This window comes from Streptomyces fildesensis, from assembly GCF_016107395.1.
GTDB lineage: Bacteria > Actinomycetota > Actinomycetes > Streptomycetales > Streptomycetaceae > Actinacidiphila > Actinacidiphila fildesensis.
On the sequence record NZ_JAAIKO010000005.1, the window covers coordinates 50,888 to 73,420 of the forward strand.

Here is a 22,533-nt window from a genome sequence, read left to right on the forward strand (position 1 = left end):
CGGGTCCGCCCGCTCAGCTCTGCTTGAGCAGCTTGTCGCTCTGGCTGACCGCGTCGTCCAGAGCCTGCTGCGGCGACTTCTTGCCCTGCAGCGCCTTCGCCACCTCGTTCTTGAGGATGGTCTTCATCTCGTCGGTCATCACGACCGGCGTGTAGTTCACCGCGCCCTTGAGCAGCCGCGCGGAGGCGACCCGGATGCGGCCCTCGTCGGTGCCGTCGTCCTGGGTCCAGTACGGCTGGTCCAGCGAGCCGGCGGTGCTCGGGAAGATCGCGACCTTGTGCGCGAACGACTCCTGGTTCTGCTTGTCGGTGATGAAGTGCGCGAAGGCGATGGCCGCGGCCTTGTGCTTGCTCTTGCTGTTCACCGCCATGCCCATCACGTACATGTTGGGGTGGCCGGTGTTGTTGGGCGCGTCGGTGATGCCGAGGTTCTTGTACAGGTCGGGCGCGTTCTGCTTGAAGGTGCCCAGGTCGTGCGCGCTGCCCGGGTTCATCGCGACCTTCTGCTGCAGGAACTTCTGGCCGACGGCGTCCGGGCCGCTGGTCAGTGCCTGGGAATCGAGGCCGCCGTTCTTGAACAGCTCCAGGTACTTGGTGAGCAGCTCGGTGCCCTTGGCGTCGTTGTACGTGAACTTGGTCGCGTCGGCGTTCATCAGCGGGACGCCGTAGCGGCCGAAGTCCTCGATGGACGGGGTGCCCGCGAGGGTGGCGGTCTTCCCGCCGGACTTCACCGCGATGGTGTTGGCGTCCGCGAAGAGCTCGTCGTAGGTCTTCGGCGGCTTGGCCGGGTCGAGGCCGGCCTTCTGGAACAGCGTCTTGTTGTAGAAGAGCGGGCCGGTGTTGAGGTACCAGGGGAAGGCGTACGAGCCCTCCAGACCCGGCAGTTCATTGCCCTTCCACGCCTCGGGCGTGTAGTCGCCCTTGAACTTGGCAGCGGCGGGCTCCTTGTCCAGGCTCATGATCACGCCGGCCTTGGCCAGCGGGTACGACAGGTCGGGCGAGACGTTGACGACGTCGGGGAGCGTGCCGCCTGCCGCGTCCGCGCTGAGCTTGTCCGCGTAGTTCTCGGCGGGCTGGTCGAGCCACTTCACATGGACGCCGGGGTTCTGCTTCTCGAAGTCCTTGGCCAGGCCCTCGAAGTAGTCCTTGTAGTTCGCCCGCAGGTTCCAGGTCTGGAAGCTGATGTCGCCCTCGATCTTGCCGTCGGCACTGCTGCCGGCATCGTCCCCGCCGGATCCGCAGGCGGTCAGCGTCAGCGCCGACAGCAGCAGGGGGACGACGACAACGGCTGTTCTACGGGTGGCGCCGCGGCTGCTGCCGCGCTCTCCACGGGTTCTTCCACTGGATACGGACATGGCTGACAAGCTCCTTCGCTCGGGCCAGGAGGGGGGCGACGTAAGGCTGCACCCGCGTTGCGAGCAACGTCAACGGTTAACCGGAGATGAATTCGCGCCATCTCACATATGTGCAGGTGAGAGCAGTTCAGGCCACAAAACTAATGCGCTTTAGTAGTCATTAGCTCAAGCGCATTAGTAGCCGGTCGCACTCCGGCCCCGGAGTAGGACATAATCCAGCCATGGATCCCGTGCGCCGCACTCCGGCCCGCCGACCGACGATGAAGGACATCGCGCAGCGCGCGGGTGTCTCCGAGAGCGCCGTGTCCTTCGCGCTCAACGACCGGCCCGGCGTCTCCCCCGCCACCCGCGACCGGGTCCGCCGGGTCGCGGAACAGCTGGGCTGGCGCCCCAGCACCGCGGCGCGGGCGCTGTCCGGGGAGGGCGCCGCCACCGTCGGCCTGGTCCTGGCCCGGCCGGCGCACACGCTCGGCGTCGAGTCGTTCTTCCTGCAACTCGTCTCGGGCATCCAGGAGGTGCTGGCGCGGCGTCATCTCGGGCTGCTCTTCCAGGTCGTCGAGGATCTCGGCGAGGAGTGCGCGATCTACCGCCGCTGGTGGGCCGAACGCCGGGTCGACGGGCTGCTCGTCGTCGACCCCCGGCTCGACGACCCGCGGCCGGCGCTGCTCGACGAACTCGGCCTGCCCGCCGTCGTGATCGGCGCGCTCGCCCCGGGCACACCCGCGCACTCCGGCATCTCCACCGTGTGGGCCGACGACGCGGGCGCCATGGCCTCGATCGTCGACCATCTGTACGGGCTGGGGCACCGCAGGATCCTGCACATCGCCGGCCTGCCGCACCTCGCGCACACCCAGCGCCGGATCCGGTCGCTGCACGCCGAGGCCGCCCGCCGCGGGCTGCCCGACGTCCACTCCATCAGCACCGACTACTCGGACACCGAAGGCGCCGAGGCCACCCGCCGGGCCCTCGCCCGACCCCGGCCGCCGACCGCGATCGTCTACGACAACGACGTCCTGGCCATGGCCGGTCTCGCCGTCGCCAACGAGCGCGGCCTCGCGGTCCCCGGCGATCTGTCCCTCGTGGCCTGGGACGACTCCGTGCTCTGCCGCAGCGCGCACCCCGCGCTGACCGCGCTCGTCCGCGACACCAGCAGCTTCGGCCGCCATGCCGCCGAGCAGTTGCTCAGCCTCCTGGACGGGAACCCCGCCCGCGAGATCCAGGACGACCTGCCGCGCCTCATGGCCCGCGCGAGCACGGCGCCGCCGCCCGGTAGCTAGGGCGTGTTGCGCAAGTCCCGGCTGGCCCACGACGCCTGGCACGCACCCTCGCTGCGTTGTCGGGCTCGCCCACGTACGTCCAGTACGAGAACGACCCTCCGCCATGCGAGCGCACCCACCGGACGCCGTGGGCCACGCCCTCCGGGCGAACAGCGCTCCTTTCGACGCACGCCCTAGCTTCCGTTCGTCAGCGGTACTCGGCCAGCCGGGGGCGGATTCCCAGCAGGACGAGGACCGCCGCGGCGGCCAGCGCGCCGGCGGGGACCGCGGGCCAGCCGGCGAGGGCCGAGCGGGCGCGGCCGGTGTGCAGGTCGAAGTCGGACCGCTGGTGGTCCGCGAGCGCGTCCAGGGTGGTGGCGAAGTCCCAGAAGTCGAACGCGACCTGGCCGCGGCCGACTTCGGTGAGCACCGTGACCGCCTCGTCGAGCCGGCCGGCGGCGCGCAGGTCGCGCAGCTTCCGGTCGTCGGCGCGGAAGTGGCCGTAGCGGGTGAGGACCTCCTGGTAGGCGGGGCGCTCCGCGGCCGTGGCGTACGACTCGGGGGCGAGGAGCACGTCGAGCCGGCGGGTGAGCGTGTCGAACCGCTCGCGCTGGTAGCCGGCCGAGTCGGTGTCGTGGACCAGCCAGCGGCTCTGGGTGGCGGCGGCATCGGCGGCCACCGCGCGGGCCTCGGCCAGCCGGGACCAGGGACGCAGTCCCTCCCGGCCCGCGGCGCCGACCTCGGACGCCGCCGAGGCGAAGGAGAGCGCGCCCGCCAGGGTGACGACCAGCGCGGCGACGGTGGCGGCCACCAGCGCCGGGTTGAAGACCCGCCGGTAGCGGCGGGCGAGGTCCCGCTGCCACCACAGGAGGAAGCCGAGGGTGAGAACACCGAGCACCCCGACGAGGCCCGCCGACCATTTCGCGCTGTCCTGTGTCTCCGACTCCAGGTGCGCGGCCTGCTGGGCGTAGGTCTCCGACAGCGCCGCCGCGACGGGCAGCAGCTCGTTGCGCAGTACGTCGGCGGCCTCGGAGGACAGGGCGACGGCGGCGTGCGGCGGAGTTCCCGCCGGGCGGTTGGGCTGGGTCTCGTCCACGTAGGAGGAGCGGGCGCTGGCGTCGTCGTAGCGGCCGAGCGCGTCGAGCAGGGAGCGGACCCGGTCGCCCTGGGCGGTGTCGGCACCGAGCTGCCGCAGCAGTCCACTGACCTCGGTGCGGCGCTGCTGCGCGGTGATCAGTGCGAGCAGCCGGTTGCCGACCTCCACGTCCGGCTGGAGCGCCGAGTGGCCCGGCACCAGGGAGTTGGCCCGCTGGGCGTCGAGGTCGGCGAGCGCGAACCGCAGTTCGGCGGCGACGGCCGCCCGCTGGGAGACGGTCGTGCCCAGGTCGGAGGCGTTGCCCCGGACGTCGACCGCGCCGAGGACGGCGGCAGCGCAGAGCGCGGCGAGCGCGGCCAGGGCGATCACGGCCGACACGACGAGCCGTACGGGACCGGTGAGCGGCAGCCGCGGACGCGGCGCCCGGGAGCGCCGGGCGCGCGGCGGCGGGGTGGGCGGCGCGGCCGGTCCGCCGGCCGGCGCGGCCCGCGGCTCCTCGGTCGCGGACACCCGCTGGACCGGCGGCGCCTGAGAGGTCGTCATATCGCGACGCTAGGCGCGTGCCCGGAAAGGAGGATGTCCCACCGGCGGACTCCAGGTGACCGGCCCGTAACAGCTAGGAACGGAGGCCGCCCCTCCGCAGAGCCGGCCCGCGGCCGGCCCCGCCGCCCACCCCGTCAGTCCGTCAACTCCGTCAGGCCGTCAACTCTGTCAGCCCGCTCAGTCCTTGTCGTCCGGCTTCCACAGCGAGTGTTCGCGCCGCGCCCACCACGAGGCCACGCTTCCGGTCCGCATGCCCAGCCGCGCCTCCGGGTCCTTACTGGCCATCCAGACGTGTCCGGTGATGCCGGCGGCGAGCAGCAGTGCCAGCCAGTCGTGGACGAAGGTGGCGCCGGTCCGCCAGAGCACCGGGGCGAGGTGGGTGAACCACATCAGCAGCCCGGTGCCGATCATCACCAGCACCGCTCCCGCGATGAAGGCCGAGTAGAGCTTCTGGCCCGCGTTGAACTTGCCCGCGGGCACTCCCTCCTTGCTGCGCTTGCGCAGTACGGTGCGCAGCCAGTGCCAGTCGTGCCGGCCGAAGCGGTTGAGCCGGCTCAGGTCGGCTCGCAGCGCGCGGAAGAACATCCCCGCGATCAGCGGCGCCGGGAGCATCAGGCCGGACCACTCATGGACGGTCACCACCAGCCGCCGTCTGCCGACGAGTTCGGAGAGCGGGGGCAGATAGAGACAGGCGGCGGTGAAGACACAGATGCCCATCAGCCAGGCGGTGCCGCGGTGCACCCAGCGTTCGGCGCGGCTGAAGCGGCGCAGCCGCCGTGCCGGCTGCCGTGGGGCGGTCGGTGCGGCCGGGGCGTCAGGAAGTGGGGTCATCGGACCGTCCGTTCGACTTTCCGACCCAGGCGTCGACGTCGTAGCCGAGCTTCTCCCAGTAACCGGGTTCGACGCTCTTGGTGAGGGTGATCCCCGAGAGCCACTTCGCGGACTTGTAGAAGTACATGGGCGCCGCGTAGAGCCGGACCGGGCCGCCGTGGGCGTGGGTGACCGGCTTGTCCTGCATCGTGAGCGCCACCATGACGTCGCTGCGGCGGGCCTGCTGCAGCGTGAGGCTCTCGGTGTAGGCGCCGTCGAAGCAGTCGAACCGGATGGCGGTCGCCTCCGGCCGCACCCCTGAGGCGGCCAGCAGCGCGGAGAGCCGCACACCGGAGAAGGCGGTCTTCGGCACCCGCCAGCCGGTCACGCACTGGACGTCGTGCACCAGCCGCTGCTGCGGCATGGCCTGCAGGTCGGCGAGCCGGTAGGTCATGGGGCGGTCGACCAGCCCGCCGACCGTGAGCCGGTAGTTCTCGGCGTTGCGCTTGGGCACCGACGAGGTGACCGAGTAGTAGCGGAATCCCCCGCCGCCGGGCAGCAGTCCCGTCACCCCGGTGGGGTCCTTGGCGCTCACCTCGGCGAGCACCGCGTCGATACGGTCCTGCACATGGCTGCCCAGCGCGACCCCCGCGGCGCCCAGCCCCAGCATTCCCAGCACGACGCGCCGCCCGACCGGCGCACCGTGCCGTTCGTTCTCTTCCCCCGGGTCGTCGGGGGCATCGTCCACGCGGGGTTCTTCCATAGGTCGATTCGAGCACGTCGAACAGCCGCTGGCCAGGGGCGGCGCCCTGACGTCAGGCTTTCGTCATAACTCGGGTCAGGAAGCGGTCCAGCGCCGCGTTGAATTCGTCCGGGCGTTCGAGATTCGGCAGATGAGCGGCACCCTCGATGACGACCAGCTCGGATCCGGCGATCCGCCGGTGCATGGCCTCCGCGTCGGTGACCGGGGTGTACTCGTCGTCCCGGCCGACCACGACGAGGGCGGGCACGGCGATCCGGCCCAGCAGGTCCACGTAGTCGGGTCGTTCGGCGCGCCCCCGCAGGGCCGCCGCCGCCCCCTCGGGCGGAGCGCCGTACATCATCCCGCGCACATGGTCGGCGACGGCGGGCAGCGCCTCGATGTTGTGGGGCGCGACCATCTGGGACAGCACCTCGTCGGTGTACCCCTTCAGCCCCTCGCGCACCAGCCGTTCCGCCATGGCACGCCGTACCCGCTTGCCGTCCTCGGTCTCGGCCTCCGGGAAGGTGTCGGCGAGCAGCAGGCCGCGGACCCGGTCGGGGAAGAGCCGGCAGAACTCCATGACGATCTGGCCGCCCATCGACAGACCGCCGATGACGACCCGGTCCAGGCCGAGGTGGTCGAGCAGGGCCGCGATGTCCCGGGCGAAGGTCTCCAGCGGGGTCGTGCCGGGGACGACGGTGGTGGCGCCGTAGCCGCGGAGGTCGGGGGCGACGACCCGCCGTTCCCCGGCGAATGCACCGACCTGGGGTGCCCACATCGAGCGGTCGAAGGGATGGCCGTGGACCAGGACCAGCGGGTCGCCCGCACCCGCGTCCTCGTATCCGACGGTGATGCCGTTGACCTGTGCCGTTGCCGCCGTCATCGCGCTCTCCACCGGTACTTTCTCTTTCGTCCGGCCGCGTTGTCCGTCGCGGCCGGTCCCCGTACCGCCCTGGTGGCCGGTCCCCCGCCCGATGTTAGGACTGGCCATGAGGGAGTGCAATGTTTATCTTGTTCTCGGTGCAATGTGGAACGGGACGGAGCGCGTGATGGAGGACTACCGGGCGGTCGCCGACGCGGTCGCGGCGGACATCGGTGCCGGCCGGCTGCGGCCGGGCGACCGGCTCGCCACGCAGCGCGCGTTCGCCCGCCGGCACGGCATCGCGAACTCGACGGCGAACCGGGTCTACCGCGAACTGGCCCGGCGCGGTCTGGTGGTCGGCGAGGTCGGGCGCGGCACGTTCGTCCGGGCCGCCCCGCGGACGCCGGGGCCGGCACTGGCCGAGCCGGCCGCCGCGCCGGTCGACCTGGAGCTGAACTACCCGGTGGTGGCGGGGCAGACCGCCCTGCTGGGCGAGGGGCTCGGCCGGCTGCTGCGGACCGATGTACTGGCGGACGCCCTGCGGCCGGTGGGCCCGGCCGGCACTCCTCCGGCGCGCGAGGCGGCTGCCGCGCTGCTCACCGGGGCCGGCTGGGCACCGGATCCGGCGCGGGTGCTCTTCGCCGGCAACGGCCGGCAGGCGATCGCCGCCGCCGTCGCCGCACTGGTGCCCACCGGCGGCCGCCTCGGCGTGGAAGCGCTCACCTATCCGGTGGTGAAGGCCATCGCCGCCCGGCTCGGCGTCACCCTCGTCCCGCTCGCCCAGGACGAGAACGGACTGCTGCCCGACGCCCTGCTGGCCGCCCATCGCAGCGCCCCGCTGGCCGCCGTCTACCTCCAGCCGACCCTGCACAATCCGCTGGCGACGACGATGCCGGAGCGGCGCCGCGCCGAACTCGCCGACGTGCTGCGCCGTACCGGTGTGCACGCGGTGGAGGACACCATCTGGGCCTTCCTGTCCGACGGCCCGCCCCCGCTGGCCGCCTGGGCCCCCGAGCACACCGTGGTCGTCGACAGCCTGTCCAAACGGCTCGCCCCGGGCCTCACCGTCGGCTTCGCCGTGACGCCCCCTGGCCTCACCGACCGGATCGCGACCGCGCTGCGCTCCGGTGCCTGGACATCGGCCGGCTTCGCGCTCGACGCGGCGACCGGCTGGATGACGGACGGCACGGTGGCGGCCGTCGGGCGTGCCAAGCGCGAGGACGTGACGCTGCGCCAGGAGATCGCGGCCCGGCGGCTCGCAGGCTTCCGGGTACGCACCGCCCCGTCCTGCTACTTCGTCTGGTGGGACCTGCCCGAGCCCTGGCGGGCCGAGACGTTCGTCGCCGCGGCGGCCCGGCGCGGTATCGCGGTGACCCCGGCCGCGGCGTTCGCCGTGGCTCCGCACAGCGCACCGAACGCGGTCCGGGTCGCCCTCGCCTCGCCGCCGCCCGACACGCTCTCCACGGCGCTCGGCACCCTCGCGGCGATCGCCGCCGGCTCCCCGGACGACGCGATGGTCGGCTGAAGCACCCGCTCGGAGAGATCGCCTGGAGGGACCGCCCGGAGGGGACGGGAGCTCAGCTCGGCCAGGCGCCCGTGGCGAGGAAGTGCTCGATGGCGGACGTGTACGGGGCGATGTCCAGGTGCTGCTCGGCGACCCAGTCGTCGGAGTAGTACTTGTCGAGGTAGCGGTCGCCGGGGTCGCAGATCAGGGTGACGACGCTGCCGGTCTCCCCCGCCGCGACCATCTCCGCGATGATCTTGAAGGCGCTCCACAGCCCGGTCCCCGTCGAGCCGCCGGCCTTGCGGCCGATCGCGGCGTCCAGCGCCCGCACCGCCGCGACCGACGCCGCGTCCGGCACCTTCATCATCCGGTCGATGGCGCCCGGCACGAAGCTCGGCTCCATGCGCGGCCGTCCGATGCCCTCGATCCGGGAGGAGGCGTCGCTGGTCACGCCCTGGTCGCCGGTGACCCAGCCGTCGAAGAAGCAGGAGTTCTCCGGGTCGGGGACACAGATCCGGGTGTCGCGCTGGGTGTAGTGGACGTAGCGGGCGATGGTGGCGGAGGTGCCGCCGGTCCCCGCGGTGGCGACGATCCAGGCCGGCTCGGGATACCGCTCCAGCTTCAGCTGCTCGAACATGGACTCGGCGATGTTGTTGTTGCCGCGCCAGTCGGTGGCTCGCTCGGCGTAGGTGAACTGGTCCATGTAGTGGCCGCCGGAGTCGGCGGCGAGCCGGGCGGACACCGCGTAGACGGTGTGCGGATCGTCCACCAAGTGGCACTGCCCGCCGTGGAATTCGATCAGCCGCTGCTTCTCCTGGCTCATCGTCCGCGGGATCACCGCGATGAACGGGACCCCGATGAGCGTCGCGAAGTACGCCTCGGAGACCGCCGTCGAACCGCTGGACGCCTCGATCACCGGTTTGCCCGGCCGGATCCAGCCATTGCAGAGGCCGTACAGGAAGAGCGAACGGGCCAGCCGGTGCTTGAGGGAACCCGTCGGATGCGTCGACTCGTCCTTCAGATACAGGTCGATGCCCCATTCCAGGGGCAGCGGGAAGCGCAGCAGATGGGTGTCGGCCGAACGGTTGGAGTCCGCCTGGACCTTGCGGACGGCCTCCTTGAGCCACTCCCGGTACCCGTGGTCCGTCCGGTCCACGTCCACCGTGCGCGTACAGCCGCTGTCGTCCGCCCGCTCGATCGTGCCCACCGCGCCAGCCTCCGCTCGTGCCGGTCCCCGGCGGCACGCCGGGCCATTTCGGATCATAACGACCTGATCCGCCCCCTGTCGCGCACCAGGCAGCCGGTCGCCCCTCGCCGCCGGACCCGCTCGAAGGCACCCTGGCGCGCCCTTCGCGGGCGGAACGGAGCCGGCCTCCGCCGGGCCGCCGGAGCCGGAGTTCTGGCCGACGGACAGCGGGTCGGAGGGCCCCGCGGGAGGCGCGCGGCACCATGCGGGTTGCGGATCCCGCCACGGGGGGTGACTCTGAAGTCACATCACGGAGTACTGCAGCAGTCACTCTACGCATTTTCGCTCAGGTGTTCTCATTCCGAGCGGTTCAGGACACGGCTTCCGACACGGCGGCCGGCCCTCGCCGCGGAGGGAGTCGCAGCCGTGATCATGCAAGCCGACCGACAGTGCACGCTGGAACTCGAAGCACTGCCGTCCCGCATCCAGCAGATACGCCGAATCGTTGCAGCGCAGCTGCGTTACTGGCATCTCGACCCGCTGCTCGACACCGCCCTGCTGGGTATCACCGAACTGCTGGCGAACGTCTACCGGCACGCCGGATCCGACAAGCACTGTTCGGTCCAACTGACCCTGGTCTCGGGCCGGCTGACCGTATCCGTCCTGGACAGCGATCCCCAGCTGCCCCAGGTCAGCTCCCCCGAGCCGCTCGCCACCGGCGGCCGCGGGCTCGCCATGGTGGCGGCGCTCAGCGACAGTTGGGGAGCCGATCCGGTACCGGACGGCGGCAAGGTGGTCTGGTTCAGCCTGCATGTCGAGGCTCCGGCACCGGCGCCGCGCAGGCGCCCGGCAGCCCGGCGGGTTCCCGCCGTCGCCGCCGCGGCCTGACCTCCCGACGGCCCCGGCCGCCGTGTCCCCCTGTGCGGGACGCGGCGGCCGGGGCCGTGCCCGGTCCGGGACCATGCCCGGGCCGGGACCATGCCCGGGCCGGGCCCGTTCGGAGCCGACCTGTTTTCGTCGGATCCGTTCTCCCCCGGATGCCCTGACGGCTCATTCCGTGGCGATGGCCCGCAGGACGTCCAGCCGGGCCGCCCGGCGTGCCGGGCGCCATCCCGCGAGGACCCCCGCGACCAGGCCGACCAGCAGCACCACCGCGAGCTGGGCCGGCGGCACCGCGAAGGCGCTCGTCCCCGAGCTGTCGGTGGCCTTCACCAGCGCCCAGCCGAGGAAGGCGCCGAGGCCGAGACCGCCGACGGTGCCGAACGCGGCGACCAGCACCGACTCCCAGCGCACCATCGCCCGCAGCTGCGACCGGGTCTGGCCGACCGCGCGCAGCAGCCCCAGTTCCCGGGTGCGCTCGTGCACCGCCAGGGTGAGGGTGTTGGCGATGCCCAGCAGCGCGATGAGCACGGCGAGCGCCAGCAGTGCGTAGACCAGCGTCAGCATCATGTCGATGGCCGACGCGGAGGACTTGGCGTACTCGGCGCGGGTCTGCACCGTGGGACCGCCGTACTCTGCCGCCACCTTCTCGACCGCTCCCTTGCCGTCGCCCGTGGACACCCCGTCCTTGAAGGCGACCGCGACGAGGGTGTCGGAGTCCTGCACCCGGTGCGGGGCCCAGGCCTCGCGGGTGATGACGTAGTCGCCCGCCAGGTCCGCCCGCTCGTAGACCGCCGCCACGGTGAAGGGCAGCCGCTTCCCGTCGGTGAAGACCAGCGAGGCCGTACTGCCGGTCGTCCAGCCGTGCTTGTCCGCCTCGTCCCTGGCGACCGCGATGCCGTCGGCGCCGAGGCCGGTGAGCGAACCGTCGACCGTACCGAGGTCGAGGACGGTAGCGAGCGCCGCCGGATCCGTGACGGTCAGCGCGCGGCCGCCGCCGTCGACCTTCGCGACGCCCCTGCCGAGCCCGACCGCGGTCCGCACCTGTGGCAGCGCGGCCACGGCGGGGGCCAGTTTCGGGCTGAGTCCGCTGCCGCCCGCCCCGAACACCGGGGCGCTGATGGCGACATCACCCGCGAAGGACCGCGACACCGTCCGGTCCATCGTCGCCTTGAGCGAGGCGCCGAAGACCGTGAACAGGGAGACGACCGCCACCCCGATCATCAGCGCGGTCGCGGTGGCGGCCGTGCGCTTCGGGCTGCGCAGCGCGTTGCGCCGGGCCAGTCCGCCGGTCACCCCGCGCAGCCGGGCCAGCGGGGCGCCCAGCAGCCGTACCGCGTACGAGGACGCGACCGGTCCGAGGACCACGAACGCGGCCAGGGTGAGCACCGAGCCGCCGCCGGTGAGCCAGACGTCGGACGTGCCCGCCGCGCCCGTCACGGTCAGCGCGATGCCCGTCACCGCGGCGAGCGTGCCCAGCACGGCACGATTGCGCGAGGCACCGGAGGTGTCCACGGCGGTCTCCCGCAGTGCGGCCAGCGGCGCGGTGCGCCCGGCCCGTACGGCGGGCAGCAGCGCCGAGCCGGTGCACACCAGCAGCCCGACCAGGAACGGCAGGACCAGGGCGGTCACGCCGATCACCAGGTCACCGTCGGGGAACGGGAAGCCGACCACCGGGAACAGCGCCTGGAGTCCGGCCGCGACCCCGATGCCGCCGAGGAGTCCGGCGGTCGAGGCGACGACCGCGACGACCGCGGACTCGACGAGCGTCGAGCCGAGCACCTGGCGGCGGGACGCGCCCAGCGCCCGCAGCAGCGCGTTCTCCCGGGTCCGCTGGGCCACCACGATCGCGAAGGTGTTGTGGATGCTGAAGGTCGCCACCAGCAGGGCGATGCCCGCGAAGACCAGCAGCAGTGAGGTGAAGATCTTCAGGAATGTGCCGGAGATCATGGTGAGGCTCTCGTCCGTGGCCTGCTGCCCGGTGATCGCCTCGACGTTCGCGGGCAGCACGGGCGCGAGCCGCTCGGCGAGCTCCCGCTGGCCGACGCCGGGTCCCGCGCGCACCTGGATGGTCGACGCCAGGCCCGGCTTCGGGGTGAGGTAGCGCTCCGCGTCGGCCCGGGTGAGGCCGGTGAACGTGGTCTGCCCCATGCCGTCCTCGCCGCCGAAGGCGGCCACGCCGACGATCGTCACCCGGACCGGATCGGGCGTGCGCAGCACCGTCGTGTCACCGATCCGCAGCTTGCCGGACCTGGCCGCGCCGCGGTTGATCACGACCTCGCCGGGCACCTTCGGGGCCCGGCCCCCGGTGAGGGTGTACGGGTTGAGCTGCGCGTCCTCGATCCAGTTGCCGGCGAGGGTGGGCGGGCCCTTCCCGCCGACGGCCTTGCCGTCGGCCCCGACGAGCTGGCCGGCGCCCGTGATGTTCGGGGCGGCCGCGGCCACTCCCGGCACCGCCTCGATCCGCTGGACGAGCGCGGTGTCGACGGGCTCGCGGGTGCCCTGGCCGCCGCCGGGGACGGTGATGACGTCGGAGCTGCGGACGACCGCGTCCGTACCCCGGTTGGCGTCCGTGAACAGGGTGTCGAAGCTGGCCTTGAGGGTGTCGCCCATGACCATCGTGCCGGCCAGGAACGACACCCCGAGGAAGACCGCCAGGAACGTGCCGGCGAAGCGCCGCTTGTGGGCGCGCAGCGAGGCGAGGCTGATCCGCAGTGAGGTGCGTGCGCCGCTCATGACACCGTCCCCCGGCCCGCGCCCGCACCGGCGAGGCCGTCGAAGGCCTTCATCCGGTCGAGCACCTTCTCGGCGGTGGGGTCCGTCATCCGGTCCACCAGCCGGCCGTCGGCGAGGAAGACGACCTCGTCGGCGTGGGCGGCGGCGACCGGGTCGTGGGTGACCATGACGACGGTGCGGCCCATCTCGTGCACCGCGCGCCCCAGCAGGTTCAGCACCTCGGCGCCCGAGCGCGAGTCGAGGTTGCCGGTCGGCTCGTCGGCGAAGACCACGTCCGGGCGGCCGGCCAGCGCGCGGGCCACCGCCACCCGCTGCTGCTGGCCGCCGGACAGTTCCCTCGGGCGGTGCAGCAGCCGGTCGCCGAGGCCGACGACGTCGATGAGCGCGTCCACCCAGCCGGTGTCCGGCCGGGTGCCCGCCAGATCGAGGGGCAGGGTGATGTTCTCGGCGACGGTCAGCGTCCCCACCAGGTTGAACGACTGGAAGACGAAGCCGATCCGCTCGCGGCGCAGCAGCGTCAGATCCCGGTCCCCGAGCGTGCCCAGGTCCGTGCTGCCGATGAACGCGGAGCCGGAACTGAGCGTGTCCAGGCCTGCGGCGCAGTGCATCAGGGTGGATTTTCCGGAGCCGGACGGTCCCATGATCGCGGTGAAGCGCGCCGCCGGGAACCCGACGGTGACGCCGTCCAGCGCGCGGACCTCGGCGTCCCCCGCGCCGTAGACCTTGAAAGCGTCCACGACGCGGGCGGCGAAGGTGCCGACAGGGGTGAGGGTGGTCATCGGGGGCCGTCCTCGGTGCCGGACTTGTCGAACGTCCCGCGCGGTCCGTGCTCTTCGTACGGTCCGTGCTGCTCGTTCAGTACGGCGAGCCGGCTGCGGTACTCGTCCTCGTCGATCTCGCCCGACGCGTAGCGGCGGCCGAGCAGCGCCACCGGCGAGTGCTCGCCGCTCACCGCCCGCCACTGCCACGGTCCGCGGCCGCAGCCCCGGCCGCGCCACACGGTGCGGCGCAGCACCAGGACGATGCCGACCACGACGAGCGCCCAGACGAGCGGGAAGAACAGGATCCACGGGCCGGGCCCGCCGTCGTTCCATGCCATGACGTTCATCTGCATCGTCTCCTCGGTGATGGTGGGATGCGATGCATCCCGACACCACCGAGCCTGGTCCGGAACGGCCGCCGGGTCGTCGTACGGCCAGCGGCACTCCGCGTACCACGTGGGGAGTACGCACGCCGGCCGCGGCTACGTCCGGCGGCCGGTCAGAAGGTGACGGCGATCCCCACGTGCGGCCGCTTGCCACGCCGGAGCAGCGCGCCGCCCACGTCCAGGACCCTGAAGCGCAGGCCGTACTTGCCGGCCATGGCCTTGCGGACCCGGTCGAGCTGCGACGCGTCCAGCAGCCGCGCGGTCCCCTCGGCGGTCGGCGCTCCGGCCGCGATCCTGCCCCGGGCGTCGCACGGGGCGACGGTCACCCGGCCGCTGTTGCGAATCCGCTTGACCTTGCCGGTGTCGTCCTTGGTCCAGACGAGCAGCTCGTCCCCGTCGCGGACCGACCACACCGGGGTGGCCACCGCGTCGCCGCTGCGGCGGTAGGTGGTCAGGCTGACGTAGGGGCTGCGGGCGAGCTCGTCGGACACCATGGAACCGGAGGGTACTCCGCGGGAACGGGGACCACCACGCTCCGCCTACCATCGGGCTGGTGGAGACGTGGCGATGCACCGGACTGCGCTGGAAGGGCGGCCCGGGCTCCTGGGAGCCGTGCTGGCAGTGGTCGCACCCCCGGCACGGCGAGCGGAGCAGCCCGGTCCCAGTCGGCCGCCCGCTGGCCCTGGCCGTGGGCCCGGACGCGGTGCGGCGCTGTACCGGCGTACAGCGGCAAGGCCGTCACCTGGTGTGCCCGCGCGCGGCGGAGCTGGGCCCGACGGCCCGCCGGGACCTGTGCGACGACTGCGCGGCGCTCGACCGGCTCTCGTCCGTCGCCGCCGACACCATGGCCGACGACCCCCGGCCGTACTCGGTGTACCTGGCCTACTTCGGTCCCGGTCTGACCAAGGTCGGCATCACCGCGGCCGAGCGCGGCGAGACCCGGCTGGTGGAGCAGGCGGCGGTCTGTTTCAGCTTCCTCGGACGCGGTCCGCTGATGGCGGCCCGTCGTACAGAGGCCTCGCTCGGCGCCGCGCTGGGCATTCCCGACCGCGTGACGGCCGGTGCCAAGCGGGCGGCGCGGTGGGCGCTGCCGCCCGCCGCCGAGCGGGCCGCCGAACTCCGAGCCCTGTACGAGGCGGTGACCGGACTGCCGGAAACCCTGGACCGGCTGCCCTACGCCCTGGTCGACCACGCGGCGCTGTTCGGGCTGGAGCCGGAGCCGCCGCGGCCGGCGGCCCGGATCACCGCGCTGGCGCCGGGAACCTCGGTCACCGGCACGGTGCGGGCGGCGGCCGGGAGCGATCTGTACCTCGATACGCCGGACGGCGGGCTGCTGCTCGATTCCCGGCTGGTCTCCGGCTGGCCGCTCACCACGCCCGCCCCCGGACCGCGCTCGACGGCCCCCACCGCTCCCGTGCCCCGGCCGGAGGACGTTCCGGAGCCGCTCTTCTGAACTCCCGTTCCGAACTCCCGCGATCCCGGGGCCCGTCCGCCCGTCCGGGTCAGCCGCGGCTGGGTTCCTGCTCCCGGACGGCATGGTTCTCCGCCGACGGCCCGGCGGACGCGCGCGGCGCGGTCCCGGCCGGATCCGCGGCCATCGGCCGCCCCGCCCTGATCGCCAGCAGCACCAGCAGGAAGCCCGACAGCGCCGGCAGGACGAGCGCGGCGGACCAGCCCACGACGGGCGGCGACCACTGCAGCGGGCCGCCGGAGAACTGGTTCGCCCGGCCGAACGCGTAGCGCAGCGCGGCCCAGACGAACGCGCCGCCCTGTGCCAGCGCCCAGCAGCCGATCAGCAGCAGGGGCAGCCGGGTCCGCAGCCGTTCGGGAAGGTCGCTCCAGCGCCGGCCGGCGACCACCGCCGCCAGCACCGGGATCCCGACGGCGACGGCCAGCAGATAGCGGCCCTGCCAGATGAGTCCCAGGTGGGCGGCCTGCGGGGCCATCAGCACCAGCGGGCCGAAGGCGGTGCCCGCCATCAGCGCCGCCAGGACGAGGATCTCGCGCGCCCGTCCCGTCGCCAGGGCGAGCATCACGAGGCAGCCGGCCATCACCCACCACAGCACGTAGGTGAGTTCGGGGGCCGCGACGTTCAACGAACCGAAGATCGCCACCATTTGGTGCAGGTAGTTCGGGAGAAGGTCGAAGACCGCCTTGAGGGCGGAGGTCAGCGGTGTGTACTGCTCCAGGGTCTGGGTGGGCAGCGCGAGCGTGTCGGCCGTCATCGTCCAGGCGACAGCGGCCAGCCCCGCGGCGGCCGCCACCCCCAGGCACACCCACACCGGGCGCAGCCGCGCCAGCTGCCGCAGCCGTCCCGGGCGCGCCAGGACCAGGCCTCCGGCCAGCACCAGCGCGATCCACAGCGGGCCCAGCGCCCGCATCGAGGCGAGCAGGACGCAGGCGGCGCCGAGCCGCACCAGCCGTCGGCGCAGCAGCGGCAGACCGTCCTCGTCGGTCACCAGGCGGACGACGACCGCCCAGGCCAGGACGGCCGCCGTGACCTCAGGACCGTTGGGATTGACGACGCCGCCGAGGTAGACGGCCGTCGGAGTGGCGGCGGTCAGCACGCCGATCAGCGCGACCCGTCCGCTGTATCCCTTGGCCGCGCCCTCCAGAACCGTCACCACGGCGCTCGCCAGCAGCGCGGCGCACAGCAGCGCGCTCAGCAGCCGCATCGCGTACAGGCCCGCCTCACCGGTGAGCAGCAGACTCGGCCAGCCGACCAGCAGGTAGTAGCCGGGGCCGTAGGTGCCGGCGCTGGTGATGACCGTCGCGGTGTCGCCGGAGGGGGCGACGGTGCCCCGGCAGGAGACGGAGAGCTTGTCGTCGTTGCGGAAACACCGGTAGACGCCGTCGGTGACATCCAGGTCGCGGTATCCGGCGGGCACGCGGACCGCCGTGAATCCGACCTCGACGTCGACCCCGACGTGATGCGCTTCGATGACCCGCTGCTCGCCGCCGAACTCACCGCGGACGACGGCGGCGGCCTTGACCATGTGGGCTGCCTCGTCCGGAGGCGCGGTGATGGGTGTGGCCAGCGACCACGCGGTCATGAGCGTGAGGAACGTGGCGAAGGCCAGCGTCCAGACCGTACCGGCGGCGGCCCACGCCGACACCCGCTTCCGCAGCCAACCGGCCACCGTATGGCTCCACTTCTTCCGCCGCCGACACCGCCGGCACCGCGCGGGGCGCGCCGCTGACGGGCGCACCTCGCTGACGGCCGCGCCGTCGATTGAGGCGCACCATATACGCGCGACCTGACGGCAGGGTTCCGCTCGCCCGGCACCCCGGATGCCCCCGGACGCACCCCTCGGCGGCGCCCCTCAGCAGGGGATATTCCCTGGTCACACGGGTAGTTCGGCGGCTCCGTGCGGTGCCGCGGGCGTCCACCGGGCGGCCTGGCGGGACGGTCGCGGGGCCCGACCGGACGGTGGCGCGGCGTCGGGAATTCCCCCGCCCGCCCCGCACTGTTCAGCGCCGGGTCACCGTTTCGCGGGTTGCCGCTCATCGGCGGCGGACCCGCGGTCAGCACGGGCAACCGCGCGCCGGCCCCGGGTGTCCGGCCCGCCGTGGCTCAGCCGCCGAGCGCCGTCAACGGGTCGTCGAGCACCGGCTGCCAGGCGAGCTCCGCGGCGCCGACCAGACTGTTGTGGTCCAGGGCGCAGGCGAGCAGCGGAACGCTGCCGCTGCGCCCCCACAGGCTGCGGTCGGCGACGACCGCGCGCAGCCGCTCCGGGTCGGCGTCAAGGAGGTGGCGGTGCAGGCCACCGAGCAGGATGCGGTCGGGGTTGAGGACGTTGACGAGGCCGGCGAGCCCGAGGCCGAGCCGGTCGATGAGGGTGTGCGCGGCGGCGCGGACGGCGGGGTCCTCGTACTCGTCCCGGAGCAGGTCGCGGGCCTGTTCGAGGAGGGAGACCGCCGGTCCCGGCGGGCGTCCCGCCGCTTCGAGGAAGGCGAGCGGGTCGACCTCGACGTCGAGGCAGCCGCGGCTGCCGCAGTGGCAGGGCCGGCCCGCCGGATTGACGGTCAGATGGCCGACCTCGAGGGCCAGACCCGAACTCCCGGTGTGCAGCCGCCCGCCGAGCACCAGCGCTCCGCCGACGCCGCGGTGGCCGGTGGCGACGACCAGCAGCTGGCCGGCGCCGCGCCCGGCGCCGTGCCGGTGCTCGGCGAGGGCGGCGACGTTGACGTCGTTGCCCAGGAAGGAGGCCATCGGGGCGCCGCCGGGTCCGGTGATGCCGGCCCGGGCGATCTGCTCGGCGAAGACCTGGCGCACCGGGGAGCCCGCGGGCCAGGCGACGTGCAGCGGGTTCAGAGCGGTGCCCTCGGGCTCCGCGACGGCGGACGGTACGGCCAGCCCCGCGCCCAGGCAGGTGCGCCCGGAGGCCCGCAGCAGCTCCGCGCCGGCTTCGACGACCGCGCCCAGGACGTGCGCCGGATCGGCGGGCACGGTCATACAGCCGGGAGCGGTGGCGACGATCCGCCCGCCGAGCCCGACCAGTGCCGCGCGGAAGCCGTCGGAGTGCACCTGGGCGGCGAGGACCACCGGTCCCGCCGGATCGAGGTCCAGTCCGTGCGAGGGCCTGCCCTGCGCCCCGGAGGCACCGCCCGGCCGGGTGTCCACCCGGATGAACCCCAGTGCCTCCAGTTCCGCGGCGACCGCGCCCGCCGTGGCGCGGGTCACGCCGAGTTCCGAGGTGAGCAGGGCGCGGGTCGGCGCGCGGCCGGTGTGCACGAGTGCGAGCGCCGGGCCGAGTGCGCTCCGGCCTCGCTCGAGCCTTGTCCGAATCTGGGTCACGCCCCTATTCTGACTTTGTGCCGACGCTAAACAAAATAGGGATGGCCCTTACGGCCTCCCGCCGCCCCCCGACCGACCCCTCTCTCACCCGGCTCCGCGTCGCCCTCACCACGTTCTTCGCCCTCGACGGCTTCATCTTCGCGGGCTGGGTGGTCCGCATTCCGGCCATCAAAGCGCAAGTGGGCGCCTCCTCCAGTGAGCTGGGCCTCGCCCTGCTCGGTGTCTCGGCGGGAGCCGTGGCCACGATGGTGCTGACCGGCGGGCTCTGCCGCCGCTTCGGCAGCCGCCGGATCACGGTCGTGACCGGCGTGCTGATGGCCCTGAGCATCGCGCTTCCCCCGCTCACCCATTCGGCGCTCGCCCTCGGCCTGGTGCTGCTGGCCTTCGGCGCCGCCTACGGCGGGATGAACGTCGCCATCAACAGCGTCGCCGTCGACCTGGTGGCGGCGCTGCGCCGTCCGGTGATATCCGGATTCCATGCCGCGTACAGCCTTGGCGGGCTGCTCGGCGCCGCCCTCGGCGGACTGCTGGCCCCGCATCTGTCGCCCACCACCCATCTGCTGCTGCTCACCCCGGTCGGTCTGCTGGTCGCCGCCGTCGCCGGCCGGACGCTCCTCACCCAGCGGATCACCCCGCCGGCTGACGACCGGCAGGACCGCAGCGGATCCGCGGGCTCCCCCGCTGAAGGGACGGCCGGCGCCGCGCCGGCCGTGCACCGGACCGGCCTGCTGGTGGCCGTGTTCGGCCTGATCGCGCTTTGCACCGCCTACGGCGAGGGCGCTCTCGCGGAGTGGGGGCCGCTGCACATCCAGGAGGACCTCGGCGGCGGCCAGGGCATCGCCGCGGCCGGATACGCGGCCGTCGCGCTCGCGATGGCGCTCGGCCGGCTGTCCGGGACGGCGCTGCTGGAACGGCTCGGCCAGACCCGGGCGCTGGTACTCGGCGGGCTGACCGCCGCCGCGGGCATGCTGCTCGGCGCGCTCGCCCCGTCCATCTGGCTCGCGCTCGCCGGCTTCGCCGTGACCGGCCTCGGCCTGGCCAATCTGTTCCCGGTCGCCATCGCCCGCGCGGGCGAGCTCGCCGGACCCAGCGGTGTCGCGGCGGCCTCCACCCTCGGCTACGGCGGGATGCTCCTCGGCCCGCCCTCCATCGGCTTCCTGGCCGACGCCTTCGGGCTGCCGACCGCGCTGACCACGGTGGCGCTGCTGGCCGCGACCGCGTCCGCCATCGCCTACGCCGTACGGAACCTGGGCACCCGTCCGGGCCCCTGACGGCCCGGCGTCCCGGCCCGGGGCCGGACCCGGTGCCGGGTATACGATCCGCGCCGCGGTGGCACCGGTTCCGGCGCAGGTCAGCGCGGTACCGCCGGGCACCGCGAGGCCGGTGCCGTACGGGCGTACCACGCGCCGTGACGGGATGTCACAATCCCGCCATGGAGACGGTTGAGTTCATCGAGATCCTGCGCCACAACGGAACGCTGCTCGCCGATGCCGCCGAACAGGCCGGCCTGGACGCACCGGTGCCGCCCTGCCCCGACTGGCGGGTTCGCGACCTCGTACAGCACACCGGAATCGTCCACCGCTGGGCGACCGGATTCATCGTCGAAGGCCGGAAGGAACCCGCGCCGATAGAGGGCAAGGTGCCCGACGACGGCGCGCTGCTCGACTGGTACCGCGAGGCGCACGCCGACCTCGTGGCCGCGCTCACCGCCGCCCCGGCGGATCTGCGGTGCTGGCACTTCCTCACCGCCCCCTCGTCGCTGGAGTTCTGGGCGCGGCGCCAGGCGCACGAGACGGCCGTCCACCGGGTGGACGCCGAGGCCGCGCTCGGCGTTGCCCCTTCCCCCGTGACCACGGCCTTCGCCACCGACGGCGTGGACGAACTGCTGGCCGGATTCCACACCCGCCCCCGCAGCAGGGTGCGCAGCGAACTGCCGCGCACCCTGCGCGTCCGGGCGGTGGACGCGCCCGCCGGCACGGGCGACTGGCTGGTCCAGCTCTCCCAGGAGGCCCCGCGGGTCGAGCGCGGGGCGCCGGGCGCGCCCGACTGCACGGTGAGCGGACCCGCCGCCGACCTCTACCTCGCGCTGTGGAACCGCGGACCGTACGACGGGCTCGACGTCTCCGGGGACAGGACACTCGTGGAGCTGTGGCAGCAGGCCTCCCCCATCATGTGAGGCGCTCCGGTGCGCGGGGCCCGGTGGTTCAGTCGTCGAGCCCCCGGGCCCGGCGGAAGCGCGCGGCGGCGACGTCGAGGTCGACGATCGGTTCCGGATACTCCAGGGCGGCGCGTTCGGCCGCGGGCAGCCGCCAGGGCCGGTGGACCGCACCGCCGGGGATGCCCGCCAGCTCCGGAACGTAGCGGCGTACGTAGCTGCCGTCCGGGTCGAAGCGCTGGGCCTGGGTGAGCGGGTTCAGCACACGGTTGGGGCGGGTGTCGGTGCCGGTGCCCGCCGCCCACTGCCAGTTGAGCTGGTTGTTCGCCATATCCGCGTCGACCAGCAGCTCCTGGAAGTGGCGGGCGCCGGTCCGCCAGTCGGCGTAGAGCGTCTTGGTGAGGAAGCTCGCGGCCAGCAGCCGTGCCCGGTTGTGCATCCAGCCCTCCTGCCGGAGCTGGCGCATCGCGGCGTCGACGATGGGATAGCCGGTGCGGCCCGCACGCCAGGCTTCGATCTCGTCCGCGTCGGCGCGCCAGTGGTCGCCCCGGCTCCGGTAGTCGCGGTGCGCGGCGGCGGGACGGGCGGCCAGCACCTGGTGGTGGAAGTCCCGCCAGGCCAGCTGCCGTACGAAGGCGTCCGCGCCCGCGCCGCCGCGGGCCGTCGCCCGGTGCACCAGCTCGGCGGCCGACAGACAGCCGAAGTGCAGATAGGGCGAGAGCCGCGAGGTGAGGTCCCCCGGCAGGTCGTCGTGGCCGTCGGCGTACCCCTCCAGCGGCCCGTCCAGCCAGCGGCCGAGCCGCCGGCGGGCCGCCGTCTCCCCGCCCTCGGGCAGCGTGGGAGACGGTGTACCGCCGGCCAGCGACGAGGGGGACGGCAGCGATCCGTACCGGACCCGCGCGCCGGGAATCCGGCGCGGCGCGGGCAGCGGTTCGCGGACGCCCTGCTCCGCCCAGCGTCTGAAGTACGGGGTGAAGACGGCGTAGTGGTCCTTGCCCTGCGGTGTCACGGCGCCCGGGGCGACGGCGGTCACCACCGCCTCGTGCACCACCAGGAGGCGGCCGTCGAGTTCCAGGGCGCGGCGCAGCCGCTCCTCGCGGCGCTGAGCGTAGCCGCTGACGCCGGCCGCGAGGTGCACCTGCTCCGCGCCGGCCTCGGCGGCCACCGCGCGGACCTGTTCGGTGACGTCGCCGGTGCGCAGGGCCAGCCGGGCTCCGGTGCGGCGCAGCCGGGTGTCGAGATCGGCGAGGCAGCCGGCCAGGAAGGCGGCGCGGTTGGGGGAGGGAAAGCCGGCGTCGCGGATCGCGTGGTCCACGACGAAGAGCGGGACGACCTGGTCGGCCGAGCCCAACGCGCCGCGGAGCGAGGGGTTGTCGTGCAGCCGGAGGTCGCCGGTGAACAGCGCGATGGAGACGGACATACCGCCAACAGCTACCGACTCCGGCGGCCCGCGGCCGGGCGACAC

General features: G+C 73.5%; 19 protein-coding genes. 6 read left to right on the forward strand and 13 right to left on the reverse strand.

All coding sequences use genetic code 11. The features are described from left to right. Window positions 1-13: 13 nt before the first annotated feature. Complete coding sequence (locus tag C6N31_RS10165; RefSeq protein WP_138353834.1) at window positions 14-1,354, reverse strand: ABC transporter substrate-binding protein; 1,341 nt, start codon at window positions 1,352-1,354, stop codon at window positions 14-16. 221 nt (window positions 1,355-1,575) lie between these two features. Here C6N31_RS10165 and C6N31_RS10170 point away from each other — a divergent pair, with 221 nt between their 5' ends. Beyond that, window positions 1,576-2,631, forward strand: coding sequence for a LacI family DNA-binding transcriptional regulator (locus tag C6N31_RS10170; RefSeq protein ID WP_138353835.1), 1,056 nt, complete (start codon window positions 1,576-1,578; stop codon window positions 2,629-2,631). 187 nt (window positions 2,632-2,818) lie between these two features. On the opposite strand, the gene C6N31_RS10175 is transcribed toward C6N31_RS10170, so the two are convergent. From C6N31_RS10175 to C6N31_RS10190, 4 genes are all read right to left on the reverse strand, one after another. Next, on the reverse strand, window positions 2,819-4,249 hold the full coding sequence (locus C6N31_RS10175) for a hypothetical protein (RefSeq protein ID WP_138353836.1): 1,431 nt from the start codon (window positions 4,247-4,249) through the stop codon (window positions 2,819-2,821). Window positions 4,250-4,426: 177 nt separating this feature from the next. After that, complete coding sequence (locus C6N31_RS10180; RefSeq protein ID WP_138353837.1) at window positions 4,427-5,080, reverse strand: cytochrome b/b6 domain-containing protein; 654 nt, start codon at window positions 5,078-5,080, stop codon at window positions 4,427-4,429. Next, window positions 5,064-5,822, reverse strand: a complete 759-nt coding sequence (locus C6N31_RS10185; protein ID WP_138353838.1) for a molybdopterin-dependent oxidoreductase — start codon at window positions 5,820-5,822, stop codon at window positions 5,064-5,066. Before C6N31_RS10185 ends, C6N31_RS10180 begins: the two co-directional genes overlap by 17 nt. 52 nt (window positions 5,823-5,874) lie before the next feature. Further along, window positions 5,875-6,684: an alpha/beta fold hydrolase gene (locus C6N31_RS10190; protein WP_138353839.1), complete on the reverse strand. Its 810-nt coding sequence runs from the start codon at window positions 6,682-6,684 to the stop codon at window positions 5,875-5,877. Window positions 6,685-6,850: 166 nt separating this feature from the next. On the opposite strand from C6N31_RS10190, the gene C6N31_RS10195 reads away from it, so the two are divergent. Next, window positions 6,851-8,188: an aminotransferase-like domain-containing protein gene (locus C6N31_RS10195; RefSeq protein WP_138353840.1), complete on the forward strand. Its 1,338-nt coding sequence runs from the start codon at window positions 6,851-6,853 to the stop codon at window positions 8,186-8,188. A 52-nt stretch (window positions 8,189-8,240) separates the two neighbouring features. Here C6N31_RS10195 and C6N31_RS10200 read toward each other — a convergent pair whose 3' ends face one another. Next, entirely contained in the window at window positions 8,241-9,374 is a 1,134-nt protein-coding gene (locus C6N31_RS10200) for a PLP-dependent cysteine synthase family protein (protein WP_307811321.1), read from the reverse strand. A gap of 411 nt (window positions 9,375-9,785) precedes the next feature. Here C6N31_RS10200 and C6N31_RS10205 point away from each other — a divergent pair, with 411 nt between their 5' ends. Beyond that, window positions 9,786-10,241: an ATP-binding protein gene (locus tag C6N31_RS10205; RefSeq protein ID WP_203673227.1), complete on the forward strand. Its 456-nt coding sequence runs from the start codon at window positions 9,786-9,788 to the stop codon at window positions 10,239-10,241. Window positions 10,242-10,403: 162 nt separating this feature from the next. On the opposite strand, the gene C6N31_RS10210 is transcribed toward C6N31_RS10205, so the two are convergent. The 4 genes from C6N31_RS10210 to C6N31_RS10225 form a co-directional block, all read right to left on the reverse strand. Continuing rightward, window positions 10,404-12,968: an ABC transporter permease gene (locus tag C6N31_RS10210; RefSeq protein WP_138353843.1), complete on the reverse strand. Its 2,565-nt coding sequence runs from the start codon at window positions 12,966-12,968 to the stop codon at window positions 10,404-10,406. After that, window positions 12,965-13,747 (reverse strand): ABC transporter ATP-binding protein, encoded by a 783-nt coding sequence (locus C6N31_RS10215; protein ID WP_138353844.1) that lies wholly within the window; start codon window positions 13,745-13,747, stop codon window positions 12,965-12,967. The genes C6N31_RS10210 and C6N31_RS10215 overlap by 4 nt, the downstream gene beginning before the upstream one ends. Then, window positions 13,744-14,076 carry an SHOCT domain-containing protein gene (locus C6N31_RS10220; RefSeq protein WP_138353845.1) on the reverse strand — a complete coding sequence of 111 codons (333 nt, stop codon included), beginning with the start codon at window positions 14,074-14,076 and terminating at the stop codon, window positions 13,744-13,746. Before C6N31_RS10220 ends, C6N31_RS10215 begins: the two co-directional genes overlap by 4 nt. A gap of 152 nt (window positions 14,077-14,228) precedes the next feature. Beyond that, window positions 14,229-14,609 carry a PPOX class F420-dependent oxidoreductase gene (locus C6N31_RS10225; protein WP_138353846.1) on the reverse strand — a complete coding sequence of 127 codons (381 nt, stop codon included), beginning with the start codon at window positions 14,607-14,609 and terminating at the stop codon, window positions 14,229-14,231. 59 nt (window positions 14,610-14,668) lie between these two features. Between C6N31_RS10225 and C6N31_RS10230 the strand changes: the two genes are divergently transcribed. Beyond that, the gene (locus tag C6N31_RS10230; protein ID WP_269288347.1) at window positions 14,669-15,568 is read left to right on the forward strand and encodes a DUF2797 domain-containing protein; all 900 of its coding nucleotides are present in this window, start codon (window positions 14,669-14,671) and stop codon (window positions 15,566-15,568) included. A gap of 49 nt (window positions 15,569-15,617) precedes the next feature. Here C6N31_RS10230 and C6N31_RS10235 read toward each other — a convergent pair whose 3' ends face one another. Beyond that, entirely contained in the window at window positions 15,618-17,255 is a 1,638-nt protein-coding gene (locus tag C6N31_RS10235) for a DUF2142 domain-containing protein (RefSeq protein WP_198357431.1), read from the reverse strand. 434 nt (window positions 17,256-17,689) lie between these two features. Then, window positions 17,690-18,913: an ROK family protein gene (locus C6N31_RS10240; protein ID WP_138353848.1), complete on the reverse strand. Its 1,224-nt coding sequence runs from the start codon at window positions 18,911-18,913 to the stop codon at window positions 17,690-17,692. Between the two features lie 17 nt (window positions 18,914-18,930). Here C6N31_RS10240 and C6N31_RS10245 point away from each other — a divergent pair, with 17 nt between their 5' ends. Both C6N31_RS10245 and C6N31_RS10250 read left to right on the forward strand, forming a co-directional pair. Next, on the forward strand, window positions 18,931-20,184 hold the full coding sequence (locus C6N31_RS10245) for an MFS transporter (RefSeq protein WP_381588079.1): 1,254 nt from the start codon (window positions 18,931-18,933) through the stop codon (window positions 20,182-20,184). 161 nt (window positions 20,185-20,345) lie between these two features. Next, window positions 20,346-21,089, forward strand: coding sequence for a maleylpyruvate isomerase family mycothiol-dependent enzyme (locus C6N31_RS10250; RefSeq protein WP_198357433.1), 744 nt, complete (start codon window positions 20,346-20,348; stop codon window positions 21,087-21,089). 28 nt (window positions 21,090-21,117) lie between these two features. Here C6N31_RS10250 and C6N31_RS10255 read toward each other — a convergent pair whose 3' ends face one another. Continuing rightward, entirely contained in the window at window positions 21,118-22,488 is a 1,371-nt protein-coding gene (locus C6N31_RS10255; protein WP_138353850.1) for a cryptochrome/photolyase family protein, read from the reverse strand. Window positions 22,489-22,533 lie beyond the last annotated feature (45 nt).